The 14569-nt window shown below is 71.3% G+C and carries 12 protein-coding genes; 2 read left to right on the top strand and 10 right to left on the bottom strand.

The annotated features are described in order from the left end of the window. Positions 1 to 33: 33 nt before the first annotated feature. Positions 34 to 2838 carry an AAA family ATPase gene (locus AB0B01_RS04295; protein WP_361712724.1) on the top strand — a complete coding sequence of 935 codons (2805 nt, stop codon included), beginning with the start codon at positions 34 to 36 and terminating at the stop codon, positions 2836 to 2838. Here AB0B01_RS04295 and AB0B01_RS04290 read toward each other — a convergent pair. The 5 genes from AB0B01_RS04290 to AB0B01_RS04270 are packed head-to-tail and all read right to left on the bottom strand — an operon-like array spanning position 2821 to position 7240. Continuing rightward, positions 2821 to 3972, bottom strand: coding sequence for an acyl-CoA dehydrogenase family protein (locus AB0B01_RS04290; protein ID WP_361712722.1), 1152 nt, complete (start codon positions 3970 to 3972; stop codon positions 2821 to 2823). The two genes, AB0B01_RS04295 and AB0B01_RS04290, sit on opposite strands and share 18 nt — an antisense overlap. Continuing rightward, positions 3969 to 4442 carry a YbaK/EbsC family protein gene (locus tag AB0B01_RS04285; RefSeq protein ID WP_356510313.1) on the bottom strand — a complete coding sequence of 158 codons (474 nt, stop codon included), beginning with the start codon at positions 4440 to 4442 and terminating at the stop codon, positions 3969 to 3971. Before AB0B01_RS04285 ends, AB0B01_RS04290 begins: the two co-directional genes overlap by 4 nt. 5 nt (positions 4443 to 4447) lie before the next feature. Then, positions 4448 to 6016 carry an amino acid adenylation domain-containing protein gene (locus tag AB0B01_RS04280; RefSeq protein ID WP_361712720.1) on the bottom strand — a complete coding sequence of 523 codons (1569 nt, stop codon included), beginning with the start codon at positions 6014 to 6016 and terminating at the stop codon, positions 4448 to 4450. Positions 6017 to 6028: 12 nt separating this feature from the next. Beyond that, positions 6029 to 6280: a phosphopantetheine-binding protein gene (locus AB0B01_RS04275; RefSeq protein ID WP_361712718.1), complete on the bottom strand. Its 252-nt coding sequence runs from the start codon at positions 6278 to 6280 to the stop codon at positions 6029 to 6031. 12 nt (positions 6281 to 6292) lie between these two features. Then, on the bottom strand, positions 6293 to 7240 hold the full coding sequence (locus AB0B01_RS04270; RefSeq protein WP_361712716.1) for a chlorinating enzyme: 948 nt from the start codon (positions 7238 to 7240) through the stop codon (positions 6293 to 6295). Positions 7241 to 7403: 163 nt separating this feature from the next. On the opposite strand from AB0B01_RS04270, the gene AB0B01_RS04265 reads away from it, so the two are divergent. Beyond that, a complete protein-coding gene (locus tag AB0B01_RS04265) occupies positions 7404 to 7997 on the top strand; it encodes an XRE family transcriptional regulator (protein WP_361712840.1) in 594 nt (197 codons plus the stop codon). On the opposite strand, the gene AB0B01_RS04260 is transcribed toward AB0B01_RS04265, so the two are convergent. The 5 genes from AB0B01_RS04260 to AB0B01_RS04240 all read right to left on the bottom strand — a co-directional run bounded on the left by AB0B01_RS04260 (position 7927) and on the right by AB0B01_RS04240 (position 14504). After that, positions 7927 to 9231 (bottom strand): GTP-binding protein, encoded by a 1305-nt coding sequence (locus AB0B01_RS04260; protein ID WP_361712838.1) that lies wholly within the window; start codon positions 9229 to 9231, stop codon positions 7927 to 7929. The genes AB0B01_RS04265 and AB0B01_RS04260 overlap by 71 nt on opposite strands. Before the next feature lie 80 nt (positions 9232 to 9311). After that, positions 9312 to 10217: a sulfate adenylyltransferase subunit CysD gene (cysD, locus tag AB0B01_RS04255; RefSeq protein WP_361712714.1), complete on the bottom strand. Its 906-nt coding sequence runs from the start codon at positions 10215 to 10217 to the stop codon at positions 9312 to 9314. After that, positions 10214 to 11485 (bottom strand): cation:proton antiporter, encoded by a 1272-nt coding sequence (locus AB0B01_RS04250; protein ID WP_361712712.1) that lies wholly within the window; start codon positions 11483 to 11485, stop codon positions 10214 to 10216. The genes cysD and AB0B01_RS04250 overlap by 4 nt, the downstream gene beginning before the upstream one ends. A gap of 24 nt (positions 11486 to 11509) precedes the next feature. Beyond that, positions 11510 to 11956: a hypothetical protein gene (locus AB0B01_RS04245; RefSeq protein WP_361712710.1), complete on the bottom strand. Its 447-nt coding sequence runs from the start codon at positions 11954 to 11956 to the stop codon at positions 11510 to 11512. A gap of 1 nt (position 11957) precedes the next feature. Then, on the bottom strand, positions 11958 to 14504 hold the full coding sequence (locus tag AB0B01_RS04240) for a penicillin acylase family protein (RefSeq protein WP_361712708.1): 2547 nt from the start codon (positions 14502 to 14504) through the stop codon (positions 11958 to 11960). Between the last annotated feature and the right edge of the window lie 65 nt (positions 14505 to 14569).

Below are 14569 nucleotides of genomic sequence, written 5' to 3'. Positions count from 1 at the left end.
GCGTCCGCCTCACGCGCCCTGCCCCCGGCGGACGTGCTGCGCCTTCTCGAGTCGACACGGTCCGCGCCCGCGACCGTAGAGATCCACGGCGAGCCCTGGATCGGCAAGACCCGTCTGCTGCACCAGGTCCTCGACGCGGCGCGGGGGCAGGGCTGGGTCGTCGCCCACGCCGCCGCCGTGCCGACCGCGAGCGCGTCGCCCTACCAGCTGTTCTCCGACGCCTTCGAGGAGACCCTCGCGGACCTGGGCGCCGGGGTCGCCGGCGCCGTGCCGGCCGCCCAACGCACCACGCTGGGGCTGCTGTTCCCCGCCCTCGCGCCGACGGCCGCCTCCCTTCCCGCGCCCTCCCCGGACTCCGTTCCGGCGGGCGCGGTGGGGGCGGCGCTCCGTCCGCTGCTGCGCGAACTGGCCGGGGAGAGCGGCCTGGTGCTGGCCCTGGACGACGTCCACCGGGCGGACCAGGCCTCGCTCGACCTGCTGGAGAACCTCGTCCGCAGACCGCCCGAGACCCGGCTCCTGATCCTGGTCGCCCATCGCGACCGGCAGTCGCCGCTCCGCCTGCGCGGGCTCCTGTCCTCGGTCTCCGCCGCGCGGCGGATCGAGGTCGGCCCGCTGCCCGAGCAGGAGCTCACCGCGCTCCTGCCCAAGGGCACGAGCCGCCGGCTCCGCCGGAACCTGCTCGGCCGCGCGGGCGGCAACCCGGGGCTGTTCCTCGCCCTTTCGGCCTCCCCCGACGCGTACGAGCGCACGACCACGCCCGATGTGTCGGGGCTGGCGCCGTTCACCCGGTTCCTCGACGAGTTCCGCGCGGTCTCCGACGACGGCTGGCTCGTCGCGCAGTCCGCCGCCATCCTCGGCGAGCGGTTCACGCTCCAGGAGATGCCGTCCGTGGCCGCGCTGCCCGCCGACCGCCTCGCGGCGGCCTTCGCGGAGCTGCTGCGCGAGGACATCGTCCGGCCCGGCGAGCTGGCCGGCTCGTACCGTTTCCGGCACCCCGTCCTGTGCGCGACGGCGTACCACACCACCGGTGAGGAATGGCGGCTCGCGGCGCACTCGGCGGCCGCGCAGCTCGTCGGGCTGCCCGGTCCGTGCGCCCACGTGGCGCCCGAGGCGCTGGCGAACCGGGCGCCGGGCGCCGACCGGGTCCGCTCGGGGCTGCTCACGGGCGACTCCTGTCACGGCCTCGGCGACGAGGCCGGGCTCTACGGACAGCGCGTCCGTACGGGCAAGGCCCTGGTCGTCGCGGGACGGCCGAAACAGGCCCTGGAGGTCCTCGACCGGACCGCGCGGGCCGGCCTCACGGTCCCGCTCCTCGCCCGTGCGGAGGCGGCCGAGTGGCGGGCCAGGGCCCAACGGCTGCTCGGCAGGCACGCCCTCGCCGAGTCGGTGCTCATGACCGTCCGCTCGGAGGTGGCCACGGACCCCGAGGCCCTCGCGCTGGTCGACCTGGCGTGGCTCGCGGCGACGCTGGAGCGCGGCTGTCCGCCCTCCGGCGCCACACTGCCCGCCCTGCGCTGGGCGGTCCGCCACGACAACCCGCTGACCAGGGCGTACGCCTGGGCGCTGCTCGGCGCCTGGGACACGGACTCGGGCCGTACCGAGCAGGCCGAGTTCCGGCTCGGCGACACGGCGGGACTGATCGACGGCATCGACGACACGACCCTCATCGGACGGCTGGACGCGCTCTACTGGCTGGCCGGCGGCCTCGCCCGGCTGGAGCAGGACGAGGAGGCGGCGCGCCACTTCGAGCGGGGACTCGGCATCGCCGCCGCGCACGATCTCGACTATCTGGTCCCGCAGTTCGCCACCGGGCTCGCCGAGGTCTGTCTGCGTCTGGGGCGCGTCGACCTCGCCGTCGAGTCGGGACGCCGGGCGGACCGGGCGGCCCACCGGATCGGCGGCGACTGTCTCCTGGCCGAGGCCGGCGCCGTGCTCTCCCGGGCCGCGTGGGTCAGCGGCGACCAGGCGACCGCCCGGGACGCCGCCCATCGGGCGGCCGACCGGACGGAGGCCTGGCGCGAGCCGTGGGCGGACCGCGTACGGCTGTCGCTCCTGGAGACGACGTACGACCTCGACGACCAGGGCCTGCGCAAGCGGCTCATGTCCATGGGGGCCGTGCGGCGGGCGGCGGCGCTGCCCGTCGTCTCGCTGGTCCCCGCTCTCGGCGAGGTGCTGGCCCGGCTGGAGTCGGAGTCCCGGCTGGAGTCGGAGCAGAGCGGTCCTGACACGGAGGCGGGGCACTGGGCGGCGGTGGCCGAGGAGGCCGCGGGCCGGATGCGGCTGCCGGGTGCGACCGGCCTCGCGCTGCTGGCCCGTGCCCATCACCACCAGGCCGCGGATCCCCTCAAGGCCGCGGTCTTCGCCTCCAGCGCGGTGGTCGCGCTGACCCGTGCGGGGCGGCCGCTCGACGTGGTCCGCGCGCATCTGGCGGCCGCGACGGCGTGGAACGACATCGACTCCTCGGTGGCGCGCAGTCAGTTCGGGCAGGCCCGCGCGCTCCTCGACGGGTACGGGGCACACGGCTATCTGGAGCACACGGACACCCTGGCCACGCAGGGTCCCCGGCAGCAGCCGGCCGACGCGCGGCTGACCCGGCTGACCGGCCGGGAGCGGGAGATCTCGGTGCTGGTCAGCGACGGCTACACCAACCAGCAGATCGCCCGTGCGCTCCAGCTCAGCCACAAGACCGTCGAGACCCACCTCGGCCGGATCTTCAAGAAGCTCGACGTCGGTTCGCGTGCCCAGGTCGCCACGTCGATCGGCCGGGCGAGCAGGATCCCGGCCCCCCGGTCCTCCGGTGGTCCGGTGCCCGCCCGGGGCTCAGATCAGATCGCGTAGCAGCTCGCTGGCTCCGGCCGCGATCGTGCCCGCCGCGCTGTCCCGGTAGAGCCGGGCGGCGGTGGACTCGTCCAGGCACCCCTGCGCCCCGTGGAACTGGAGACAGACGTGCGCCGCCCGTACCGCGAGTTCGGTCGCCTTGAGTTTCAGCACGGTCGCGGTCCGGCTGTCCAGCTTTCCGAGGCTGTGCAGCCGGGCCGCGTGACGGCCGTACTGGGTGACCAGCTCATGGTCGGCCGTCAGTTCCGCGAGCTGGTGACGGACCGCCTGGTGGGCGTAGAGCGGGGTGTCCTTGATCCGGCGGCGGCGGACGTGCGCGTCGAGGAGTTCCAGGCAGTGGGTGACACCGCCGAGGGCGAGGAGGCCGGCGACCAGGCGCTCGAAGTCGAGGCCCTGGATCAGGTGGATCAGCGCCAGGTCACGGCGGCCGAGGATCCGGTCTTCCGGTACGGCGACGTCCTCGAAGACGACTCGGCAGACGTCGGCGGACCGCCAGCCCAACATTTTCTGTTCGGTGCGGTGTACGCCGGGGGTGTCGGCGTCGATCAGCAGGAGGCTGACACCGGTGAGGCCCCGGGCGGGCGCCGCTCCGTCCCGCGTCGTCGCGTCCCGCGTCTTGACGAGCGTGACGAAGAAGGAGGCCTGGGAGCCGTTGGCGACGTAGAGCTTCTCGCCGCTCACCAGGAGGCCCCCGTCGGCCGCGGGGCGCGCCCGCGTCCCGAGGCGGCTGAGGTCCGAGCCCGCCTCCGCCTCGGTGATCGCCAAGGCCGCGAGGCGTTCGCCCCGGCGGGCCGGCTCCAGATAGGCCGCCCGCTGCTCGGGCGTACCGAACAGGTCGAGATAGGAGGTCGCCATGTACGCGTGGACGCCGACGCTCGCGCGGACGCCCGCGTACCCGGTCCGGCCCAGCTCCTCCAGGAGGACCGCGCTCTCCAGGAAGGCCTCGCCGCGGTGGGCGAGGCCGAGCAGGCCTTCCCCGGCGAGGGCCTTCCACGCAGCGGGGGCCAGGTGGCCCCGCGCCTCCCAGTCGTCGGCGTGCGGGAGGACCAGGTCCCCGAGGAGCGTCCGTATGCGCTGCCGGAACGTGTCGTCCGTGGTGGTGTGCGAGGTGCTGTGCGGGGTGGTTCCGGTCACGTCACATCGACCACGGTGTGCTTCGGGAGGATCTCGGTGATCGCTCCGGAGATCTTGAAGACGGCGTGCGGGGTGCCCGCCGCGGCCCAGACCTCGGGGAAGGCGAGCAGGTCCTGGTCGACGAAGAGCACGGCCTCGTTCTTGTGGCCGAGCGGCGGGACGCCGCCGATCGAGTACCCGGTCGTGGTCTTCACGAAGTCCGCGTCGGCCTTGCCGATCTCGCTGCCGACATGGGCGGCGATGGCCTTCTCATTGACCCGGTTCGGGCCGCTGGCCAGCACGATCACCGCCTCGCCCGTCGCGGTGGCGCGGAACACGAGCGACTTCACGATCTGGGCCGTGGCGCAGCCGAGGCTGTTCGCCGCGTCCTCGGCGGTCCGGGTGGAGGAGGCCAGTTCGACCACCGTGGCGTCCAGGCCACGCCGGTCCAGCTCTTCCTGGAACTTCCTGGCGCTCTTGCTGAGGGTCATGTGCGCTACTTCCCCGTGGTCGATGTCAGAAGGGCCCGACGGTCCACTTTTCCGGTCCCGGACAAGGGTAGGGAGTCACGCAGGTGGATCGCGGTCGGAATCATGTAACTGGGCAGTTTTTCCCGGAGATACGCCGTGACCGAACGCGCCGTGCACCGGTCTTCGCGCGGTACGACGAAGGCGACGAGCGTCTTCTCGCCGGCGCCATTCTCGCCGACCGCCACGTGACTGAACCGGACGCCGGGGCATCGGTCCAGGTGGTGGGCGATCTCGTCGAGCTCGATGCGGAAGCCGTTGATCTTGACCTGGTCGTCCTGGCGGCCGACGAAGACGACGTTCCCGTCCTCCCTGAGGCGGCCGAGGTCCCCGGTCCGGTACAGGCGTTCGCGCACTCCGTCGATCTCGCGTTCGACGAACCGTTCCGCCGTGGCCTCGGGGGCGCCGAGGTAGCCCGGGGACAGGCCGGGGCCCGCGAGCCAGATCTCGCCGACCCGGCCGGGCGGGCACAGCGATCCCTCGTCCACGACGTAAAGCCGGGTGTTCTGGAGGGGAATTCCGATGGGGAGGTCTCCGACGGCTTCCGGCATTCCGTCGAGTTCCAGCGGATGATAGGTGGCGAAAGTCGTGCATTCGGTCGGGCCGTAGACATTGACGACCCTGCCGGGGCCGTAGCGTTCCACCGCCTTCCGCAGATGCCGCATCGAGTGCGTCTCGCCGCCCGTCAGGACGGTGTCGACCGGATCGAGGGCGGCCGGGCCTTCGTCCACCACCGTGTTGAACAGAGCGGTGGTCAGAAAGACCACGTTCACGCCGTGCGTTTCGACGGTCCGCTTCAGTTCCGAAAGACGGATCCACGGGGAGGGATAGAGCACGCACGTCCCACCGTGCAGCAGCGCGCCCCATATTTCGAAGGTCGCCGCGTCGAAGTAGACGGGTGCGAGCTGGAGGAGCGCGGTGTGCTCGCCGAGGTCCGCGTACCGCGCGCCGAAGACCAGCCGGGCGATGCTCCGGTGGCGGATCGGCACGCCCTTCGGCCGGCCCGTGGAGCCGGAGGTGAAGTTGACGTACGCGATGTCGCCCGGCCGCGTCCGGACCTCGGGGTTCTCGTCGACGGGCGGGACCCGCGGCGAGAGGACGTCCAACGCGGGGAAGTCGGCGGCGAGTTCCTGGGGCGCGCCCTCCGTGAGGAGGTGGGCGGCGCCGGTCTCCTCGAAGATCCCGCGCAGGCGTTCGGCCGGCCACGCGAGGTCCACGGGGACGTAGTGTCCGCCGCACTTGAGGATGCCGAGGATCGCAGCGATCAGTTCGGGAGAGCGGGCGAGGCCCACCGCGACCGCCGCGCCGGGGACGACTCCCCGTCGCCGCAGGGCCGCCGCGATGCCGTTCGCCGACCGGCTCAACTCCCGGTAGGTGAGCACGCGTTCCTGGTGGACGAGCGCCCGCGTGTCAGGCAGCCGGGAGGCGACCGCCTCGAACAGTTCCTTCACGCCCCGGTCCTCGGGACAGGCCGCTTCGGTGCGGTTGATCCGCCGATGGACGGAGAGCGCCGCGTCGCCGCCGGACAGCCTGTCCATGTCTCGCTCCCGTCAGCTCGCTGCCCCGGACCGTTCCCGGTTGGCCAGGATGGTCGCGGCGATCTGGCCCACCGAGCTGCGCTCGAAGAGGTCGTCGGGCGGCAGGTAGTCCTCGCCGTAGCGCTCCTCGACCTTCGCGATGAGCCGTACGGCCGTCAGCGAGTTGCCACCGGCGGCGAAGAAGTCGTCTTCGGCGCCTTCCACCAGCAGACCGAGCTCCCGGCAGGAGTCCAGGACCCAGGTTTCGATTTCCGTGTTCGTCATCGAGATGACCTCCTAGCGGGTGATGAAGGGGTGACCGGTGACGGTCTGGTCGACGAAGCGGTTGTGCCCGAAGTCGTCCTTGCCGGAGACGAGCACGTTGCCGAACTTGTCCAGGCTGGCCTCGCCGCCGAACTCCACGAGCGCGTCGGAGTACGGGTAGACGCGGACGGACGTCGGCAGGTAGCGCGCGGCGAAACCGAGGCGCATCTGGTCGGTGTTTCCGTTGTGCGGGTGAGAGGCGTGCATCAGCGTGGACCAGAAGACGATGCACTGGCCCTTCTTCAGCTCGATCGAAATCGCCTTGGACTCGTCGGGCCTCCAGTTCGGGTCCTTCTGGAGCTGCCGGTAGTCATAGCCGAAGAAGCCGCGGCGGATACCGTTCTTTTCCCGGTTGTTGATCGCCTCGGCGTCGTATTCCATGACCTTGGACTCGTCATAGTTCATCGTCTTGTGCGAGCCCGGAATGAACTGCAGGCAGCCCATGTCGATGGTGGCGTCGGTGAAAGCGGTCCACACCGTGATGGTGCCGCCGAATTCCGCGTCCTCCGGCCAGACGATCTGCGGGTGCTTCGAGCCGGCGACGTTGGAGAAGTTGTCGGCCTGGTGCCAGTCGGTGCCCTCGTCCCCGGGGTACTTCGGGAAGAACTCGGTGCGCCAGCACAGCGTGTCGGAGCCGAGCAGGCTGGTCACGGGGCCGACGATCTCGGGCCGCGTGATGTGGTCGGCCAGGAAGGGAACGTCCAGATGGCGGTCGTAGTTCGCCAGGTTCGTGCTGCCGGAGACGGCCTTGCGCTGACCGTAGATCGCCGTCTTCGTGTTGATCAGCTTGGGTCGCAGAGCCTGGAGCGTGGAGGCCATCTCCTCCGGCTCGTACACGTCGAACGGGCCGATGAACCCATTCTCGTGGAACTCCTTGATCTGGGCGTCGGACAGCGCGAAATCCGAGATCTCTTGAGTCATGGTCCACCTTTTTGATAGCGAGGAGCGATCAGCGAGTGCTGCTTAACGTCCAATAGACGACCATGTGGCCGAGTTCAGTGTCAAGGTAAGTTCCTGTTCCGATTCCGGAACACCGGCGGAAACGCCACAGGACATTCGGGTTCCGTATTCGGAACGGAAAGGAATGCGGAAGATGGCCAATTCATTTGCCGCCGAAGTCGGACGGCGCGTCAGGACACTTCGCCGGCAAAACGGAATGTCGCTGTCCGAGCTCGCGAAAAGCGCATCGGTCGGAAAGGCCACCCTGTCGGGCCTGGAGACCGGGACACGCAATCCGACCATCGAGACCCTCTACGCGATCTCAGGCCGGCTCAACGTCCCGCTCGCCGTCCTGCTCGCCGACCCCGAGCCGACGGGTCACCTGGAGGAAATCCACGGCACCGCCGTCTCCGCCACCCTCCTGGAGACGTTCACCGACCGCGAGGTCACCTCCGAGCTGTACCGTGTCCGCATCCGGCCGGGCGTCACGCAGATCTCCCCGCCGCACCAGCGGGGCGTCACCGAGCACCTGACCGTCTTCGCCGGTGTCGCGCGGGTGGGGCCCACCGCGGAACCGATCCTCCTCGCGCCGGGCGAGCACGCCGGCTGGCCCGCCGACGTCCCGCACGTGTACGCGGCGGACAACGGCGTCGAGGTGCACGGCTCCCTCACCATCCGCCATCCGGTCGCCGAACCGGGCCTCCCCCTTCTCCCGCACCCGAGGCCATGCATGCCGTGAGGGTCGTACCGTCGCCCGGGTCGATGAGCAGGAAGGACCCGGTGCGACGGGACTCCTCGTACGGATCGAGTGCCAGCGGCTCGGCCGTCCGCAGGACGATGCCGCCGATGTCGTTCGCGACCAGCTCCCCCGGGTCCGGCTCATGGCTCAGGTCGTCCAGGCCGAGCCGGGACGCGATCTCCTGCACCACGGCCCTGACCGTGCGCGTCGTGTGCTTCACCAGCACCCGGTCACCGGCCCGCAGGGGCCTCTCGTGGAGGTGGCAGACGGTCGCCCCGATCTCGCGCACGGGGGTCGGCGCGTCGGCGACCGGGGCTATCAAGTCGCCGCGTGCCACGTCCAGTTCGTCGGCCAGGCGGAGCGTGACGGACTGCCCGGTGCGCGCCGTCCGCGTACACGTCCCCAGCGCGTCGATCGCCTCGACGGTCGTCGTGCGGCCCGACGGCAGGACGGTCACCGCGTCACCGACGGACAGCGCGCCGGCCGCGACCTGACCCGCGTAGTGCCGGGCCTCGCCGTCCCGGATGACGTACTGGACCGGGAAGCGGCCGCCGGTCGGAGAGCCGTCGTCGTGGCCGGCCGGCACCGTCTCCAGGTGCTCGACCAGGGTCGGGCCGCCGTACCAGTCCATGAGCGCGGAACGGACCACGACGTTGTCCCCCGCCAGGGCGGACAACGGGATCACGGTCACCTCGGGAACACCGAGACCGGTCGCGTACGCCGTGAACTCCTCGGCGATCGCGGCGAAGACGGGCTCGGCGTAGTCGACGAGGTCCATCTTGTTCACGGCCAGCGTCACGCGCGGGATGCGCAGCAGCGCCGCGATCGCCGCGTGGCGCCGGGTCTGCTCGACGACCCCCTTGCGGGCGTCGACGAGGACCACGGCCAGGTCGGCGGTGGAGGCGCCAGTGACCATGTTCCGGGTGTACTGCACGTGCCCGGGGGTGTCGGCGAGGATGAACCGGCGGCGGGCGGTGGCGAAGTAGCGGTACGCCACGTCGATGGTGATGCCCTGCTCGCGCTCGGCCCGCAGACCGTCGGTCAGCAGCGCCAGGTCGGGGGTGTCCTGGCCGCGGGCGGCGGAGGCCGCCCTGACTGCGTCCAGCTGGTCGGTCAGGACGGACTTCGAGTCGTGGAGGAGGCGGCCGACGAGCGTCGACTTGCCGTCGTCCACGCTGCCGGCCGTGGCCAGGCGCAGGGTGCCGACGGCGGCGGCGATCGGGGGCGCCTCCATGGAGGTCGTGGGGGTCCCCGTCGTGGGGGTCTCCGCCTTGGAGGCCGCCGTCGTGGAGGCCGCCGTCGTCGTGGTCGTCATCAGAAGTACCCCTCGCGCTTGCGGTCTTCCATGGCCGCCTCGGACAGCTTGTCGTCGGCACGCGTGGCGCCCCGCTCGGTGACCCGGGAGGCCGCGATCTCGACGATGACCTCGTCGAGTGTCGTGGCGGTGGAGTCGACCGCGCCCGTGCAGGACATGTCGCCGACGGTGCGGTAGCGGATCAGCCGCGTCTCGACCGTCTCGGACTCCTTCGGGCCGCCCCACTCGCCGGCCGTCAGCCACATGCCGCTGCGGGCGAACACCTCGCGCTCATGGGCGAAGTAGATGTCGGGAAGCCCGATCTTCTCGCGCTGGATGTACTGCCAGACGTCCAGCTCGGTCCAGTTGGACAGCGGGAAGACACGGACGTGCTCGCCGGGCGCGTGCCGGCCGTTGTAGAGCTGCCACAGCTCGGGGCGCTGACGGCGCGGGTCCCACTGCGAGAACTCGTCGCGCAGCGAGAACACCCGCTCCTTGGCGCGCGCCTTCTCCTCGTCGCGGCGGCCGCCGCCGAAGACGGCGTCGAAGCGGTGCTGCTGGATCGCCTCCGTCAGCGGGACGGTCTGCAGCGGGTTGCGGGTGCCGTCGGGGCGCTCGCGGAGCTTGCCGGCGTCGATGTACTCCTGTACGGAGGCGACGTGTAGCCGCAGCCCGTGCTGGGCGACGACCCGGTCGCGGTACTCCAGGACCTCGGGGAAGTTGTGCCCGGTGTCGACGTGCAGAAGCGTGAAGGGGACCGGCGCGGGGGCGAAGGCCTTCAGCGCCAGGTGCAGCATGACGATGGAGTCCTTGCCGCCGGAGAAGAGGATCACCGGCCGCTCGAACTCGCCCGCCACCTCACGGAAGATGTGGACGGACTCGGACTCCAGGGAGTCGAGGTGCGACAGCGCGAAGGCGTCGGTCATGGCGCGTTCGCCCCCTCGGTCCGATCCCTGGCCGCCTCGCCTTCGCTCTGGCCCTCGCCCTGGCCCTGTCCCTCGCCCTGCTTCACCAGGTTCGCCCCCGTGCGGGACACCGGGTGGAACAGGCTGAGGAGCGGCCCGGTCATCACCGTGGTGACCAGCGCCATGACGAGTAGAATCGCGTACAACTCGGGCCCGATCAGGCCCTGTTCCAGGCCCACGGAAAGGATGACCAGTTCGGTCAGGCCACGGGCGTTGACCAGGGCCCCGAGGGTCGCGGCGCCCCGGTGCGGGATGCCGGAGAGGCGGCCGGCGATGTACCCGCCGCCGAGCTTCCCGAACACCGAGATCGCCATGATCACGACGAGGACCCCCACGTCGTCCAGCTGGAGCTTGGCCAGGTCGACCGTGAGGCCCGTGACCGCGAAGAACATGGGCAGCAGAAGCAGGACGGCGGGCTCAAGACGCTCCCGGATCCGGCGGAGGAACGCCTCGTCGCGCGGCATGACGGCGCCGAACGCGAAGGCCCCGAAGATGTAGTGGATCCCCAGCCACTCGGTGACGAAGGCCGAGGCGAACAGTCCGAGCAGCAGGTACGGGAGCGGCTCGGAGGTGTCGGCCAGGCGGCGCAGCAGCGGCCGGACCACGGCGACCAGCACCGCGATGTACACCGGGATGAGGACCAGGCGCCACGCCTCGGCGCCGGAGGCGGAGCCGAGGGCCACGGCCACGCTCAGGAGGCTGTAGGCGACGATGTCGATGAGGGCTGCGGCGGAGAGGGCGATCCCGCCGAGGAGGGTCTGCTGCATCCCGCGGTCGGCGAGGATGCGGGCGAGTACGGGGAAGGCGGTGGCCGACACCGCCACGCCCATGAACAGCACGAACGGCAGGGTGTCGCCGTCCGCGTACTCGGGGGCGAGCCAGACCGCGAAGGCGCAGCCCAGGGCGAGCGGGACCAGCGTGGAGATCGCGGCGAGGCCGGTGACCACGCGGGTCCGGCCGCGCAGGACCCGGTGGTCCATCTCCATGCCGACCACGCACATGAACAGCGTCAGGCCGACGGCGGCCAGGCTCTTGAGGCCGGGGATCGCCGTGGCGGGGAAGACGGCGTCGCCGGCGAGCTGACCGAGGACCGTCGGGCCCAGGACGAGTCCCGCCGTGATCTCTCCGATCACCCGGGGCTGTCCGAGGCGTACGGCTGCCGCGCCGAGGAACCGGGCGGCCGCCAGGATGACCACTATGTCGAGGAACAACAGTTGAATGAGTGTCATGAGTATCTTTCAGGTTCTCCGGTTCTAGCGGAGGGTCCGCAGGAGCGCGCGTCCGGTCCAACTACCGAGGCCGGCGATCAGCAACGCGACGAGCAGGGACAGCAGAACCGTCACGGCGGCCATGGCGGGCAGCCCGGCGAGGGCTGCCGCCGTGCGCGCGGTCCCGGCGATCCCGTCTCCCGCGAGTGCCCGCAGTGCGAGCACCGCGGCCCACGGCAGGGGTCCGGCGAGGAGCAGCAGCGCGGTGCCGCGGAGGAATCCCCAGCGGTGCCGGGCGCCGAGGATCCCGGCGGCGATGCCCGCGGCGAACGGCAGGTACCAGAGGTCCAGCCAGGCCCCGAGGGCGACGACGACGGCGATGCCCGCGCCGGCCGCCGCGAAGAGCCGGGGCCCTCCTCCCTCGGCGCTCGCGGCGCCTTCGGGTTCTTCGGCGGCCCGGTCGCCCGATTCCACGACGGTCTCGGTGGTCATGTCACTCTCCCGCTCGAAGGGACCAGGTCGCCGTGGTCTCCCGCGCGCTCTGCGGCGGGCCCATCGGCAGGTACTTCTTCTCCCGCCAGAGGACGATGAGGTTGTCGTACCAGGCGGCGGTCGGGGTCTCGCTCTGGCCACCGGGGTAGATCGCCCGCGCTTCGGGGGCGCCGGCGGGCGGCCATCGGACGATGACGCGAAGGCTGGGTCCGTAGCTCGAACTCAGGTCGCCGCCCGCCGCGTTGACGGTCCAGGGGCTGCCGCCGTCGCCGTACGGCCCGTACTGGAGTCCCGGGGCGCCGGTCAGCGAGGGGATCTCCCGGGTGTGCAGCTTGCCCCAGGTCCAGGCGGCGGGATCGGCGCCCAGGTCGCCGCTCAGCTGCTTCACGGCCGCGCGGAAGGCGGTGCGCATGACCTCGGGGGCCGTGCGGGGGGCGCCGCCGGGCGGGGTGAAGGCCGGGTTGCCCGGGTCTTCGAGGGTCCAGTACTGGAGCATCTCGCGCAGCGGGATCGGGGAGCGCTTGAGGTCGAGGATCCAGGGGTCCTCGCTCGCCGGGACCTTCTTCTCGTCCCAGTACGGCTGGAAGACGCCCCTGAGGTACGCGTCGAGGAAGGTCCACCACACGGAGGCGGCGGGCGAGTCGGTGTCCATCGAGTGGTTCCACGAGGCCAGCAGGGCGCGGGCTTCGCGTTCCCGTCCGGTCAGTTCCATGCCGTCGAGCGCGGTGAGCAGCGTCGGCTTCAGCTTGACGGCCAGGTCATCGGTGACGTCGTTCTGGAGCGTGACGTAGTCCTCTGGGGTCAGGGCGCCCCGCTCGGAGTGGAAGCGCTCGATCACCGACTGCCGATATCCGGGGTCGAAGTCCACCGAGGTGCCGACGTAGTACGGGTAGTCCTTGGTCACCGGGCGCTGATTGGTCGAGGCGATCAGGTGCCCGGGAGGGTCGTACGACTGCGGGAGGGCCTCGTACGGGATTGTGCCCACCACGTCCTCGTCGCCGGTTCCGGAGAGGGGGTACCAGGGCTGGGAGCCCTTCGGCGTCTGCGGGACGTCTCCGACGAGGAAGGTGCCGATGTGGCCCTTCTCGTCGGCGTACACGAAGTTCAGTGCCGGGGCCTTCCAGCCGCCCAGGGCCTGCCGGAAGGAGGTGTAGTCGGTGGCCCGGTTGGCGGCCAGGAGCGCTTCGAGGTCGTTGTGGGGGAAGTTGCCCATCCAGTCAACCGCGACGCGCTGTCCGAGGAGGGTCATCATCGGTCCGTGGACGGTGAGGTCGACGGTGAGGGGGACGTCGGATCCGCCGCGTACCGGAATGGAGTACTGGATCTTCTCCATGGGGCGCCAGGCGCCCTTCCAGTAGTAGGAGTCGGGGCGGTCGGGCGAGAGCTTCTCCTCGTAGAAGAAGGTTCCCACGGTCTGCGCGTTGGTCAGGGACCAGGAGATGTTCCGGTTCTTGCCGATCAGCACGCCGGGCAGGCCCGGCAGGGAGCCGCCGGAGGTCTGGTAGCCGGGCGAGGTCAGCGAGATCTCGAACCAGTAGGACGGCAGGGTGGTCGAGAGGTGCGGGTCGCCCGCGAGCATCGCGCCGCCGCCGGCCACCTCGGGGCCGTTCGCGACCCAGGCGTTGCTGTTGAAGTCGAGCTGGCGCAAGGTCTCCGGCAGGACGTCGTCCTGCGGGACGGCAGCCGCCTTGAGGGCACGGGTGGACGGGGCGGCCCCGGACTTCGCCGGTGCGGCCTCGGGGGTCTTCGCCGGGTCGGCCGCGTTGGCGTTCCGGATGGTCCGCGGGGTGAGGGGAAGGTTCTTGTACGGTCCCGGGTCGTACGGGCGCTGCTCGGTCGGCGCGAACTCCGGGAACCAGGCCATCGTCAGCTCGGGGCCGAGGGACTTCCTGAGCAGGGTGTAGTCGAGTGCGATGGTGTTGAAGTTCATCTGCTGGGTGACCACGCCCTGTACGACCAGGCTGTCCACGGGCGTCCACGGCTGGGGGCGTACCCCGGTGAGGCCGTAGAGCGTGGGCCATTCGCCGGTCTTCGCCAGGTGCCGCATCCAGGAGTTGACGCCCTCGGCGTAGCCGGTGAGGGCGCGTGCCGCCGCGCTGTCGCGCGGGGTGGCCGCCCAGCGGGCCTCGGCGGTACGCAGCAGGCCCAGGCGCAACTGGAACTTGTCGCTGTCGAGGGCGACCGCGCCGACCAACTCCGAGAGGCGGCCCGCGCCCATCCGGCGCTGGAGGTCCAGCTGCGTGAGGCGCATGCGGGCGGTGACGTATCCCTGGGCGACGAAGAGGTCCTCGTCGCTGCCGGCCTTGACGGAGGCGTATCCCTCGGCGGTGAAGGACACCGTGACCGGGCCCTTCAGCGCGGGGAGCGTCAGGGTCTCGCTCCTGACGGCGGTGCTCGCGGAGGCCGACTGCCACACTCCCCCGCCGGGGACCAGGGCCTTCCCGAGCGCGGGCAGCGGACCGTATCCGAGCCCGAGCAGCGCGAGGACCGCGCAGGCGACCACGGCCGCGCAGATCAGGTGCGCGGCGCGGCCGATTTTGCTTGCCATGACGTTCCTCGTCTTCGGAGAGGGGCTGGTCCGTCGGGAAGCCTGTCAGCCTCCGGTCGCGCCCA

The sequence above is a fragment of the Streptomyces sp. NPDC044571 genome (genome assembly GCF_040647115.1).
In the GTDB taxonomy this organism is placed as follows: domain Bacteria; phylum Actinomycetota; class Actinomycetes; order Streptomycetales; family Streptomycetaceae; genus Streptomyces.
The sequence above is the reverse complement of the archived record's forward strand: the minus strand, read 5'-3'. Positions and strand labels throughout refer to the sequence as shown.